Below are 1,334 nucleotides of genomic sequence, written 5' to 3'. Positions count from 1 at the left end.
AGCGCGTTCTGCTCCACCAACAACACCGTGGTGCCCTCGGCCTGCAACTCCCGCACCGTCGCGAAGATCTTCTGCGTCATGATCGGCGACAGCCCCATCGACGGCTCATCCAACATCAACAACTTCGGCCGCGACATCAACGCCCGCCCGATCGCCAGCATCTGCTGCTCACCACCGGAGAACAGGCCCGCCTTGTTCGCCCGCCGCTCCCCCAACACCGGGAACAACGAGAAAATCCGATCCAGATCCTCCGCGATCCCCGCCTCATCCCGACGCGTATACGCGCCCAACAGCAGGTTCTCCTCCACCGTCATCCGCGCGAACAACCGCCGCCCCTCCGGACTGTGCGCCACCCCCCGACCCAGGATCTCGTGCGCCGGCAACCGATGAATCGGCTCACCATCCAGCAACACCTCACCCGACACCGGCCGCAACAACCCCGAAATCGTGCGCAACGTGGTGGTCTTCCCCGCCCCGTTGCTCCCGATCAAACTGACGATCTGACCCCGCTCCAACGAGAACGACACCCCACGCACCGCCTGGATCGCACCATAGGCAACCGTGAGATCACGAACCTCGAGAAAACTCACTGCTGCCCCCCACGGTGAATCTGCGCGTCGACCTCATCCGGCGGCGCCCCCAGATAGGCCTCCACCACCCGCGGGTCACCCCGCACCTCATCCGGGCTGCCCTCCACCAACAACTCACCCTGCACCAACACCAACACCCGATCACACAACGTGAAGATGAACTTGGTGTCGTGCTCGATCACCACCACCGACACCCCGAGATCCCGAATCGCGAAAATCAACTGCCGGGTCGCCTCGGTCTCCTGCGCGTTCATCCCCGCCGTCGGCTCATCCAGCAACAACACCGACGGATCCGTCGCCAACGCCCGCGCGATCTCCAACCGACGCTGATCCCCGTAGGGCAGGTTGCGGGCCAACTCGTCGGAGAACTGCGTCAACCCGACGAACGCCAGCAACTCCTCCGTCCGCGCCACCGCCTCCGCCTCACTCCGACGGAAACCCGGACCATGCAACAACGACGACAACGGGCTCTGCCGCATCCGCACATGCCGCCCCACCAACACGTTCTCCTGGGCGGTCATGCTCGGAAACAACCGGATGTTCTGGAACGTGCGGGCAACACCCTGCTCGGTCACCCGGGCGGGGTCCTGCGGCAATTCCTTGCCCCGCAACGTCACCGACCCCGACGTCGGTGCATACAACCCGGTCAGACAGTTGAACAAGGTGGTCTTACCCGCCCCGTTCGGCCCGATCAGGCCGATGATCTCACCCTCGGCGAGACCGAACGACACCTCGTTCAGCGCC

The 1,334-nt window shown here is 64.6% G+C and carries 2 protein-coding genes; both read right to left on the bottom strand.

The annotated features are described in order from the left end of the window. Positions 1 to 590: ABC transporter ATP-binding protein (locus tag AC5L35_RS37290; RefSeq protein WP_495064470.1), on the bottom strand; the 590-nt coding region annotated here is incomplete at its 3' end. Next, positions 587 to 1,334 (bottom strand): ABC transporter ATP-binding protein (locus AC5L35_RS37285; protein WP_495064469.1); only part of this gene is annotated, 748 nt, incomplete at its 5' end. The genes AC5L35_RS37290 and AC5L35_RS37285, both read right to left, overlap by 4 nt.

Source organism: Pseudonocardia sp. OZ21, from assembly GCF_059359135.1.
This window is presented reverse-complemented; position numbering and strand designations above follow the sequence as displayed.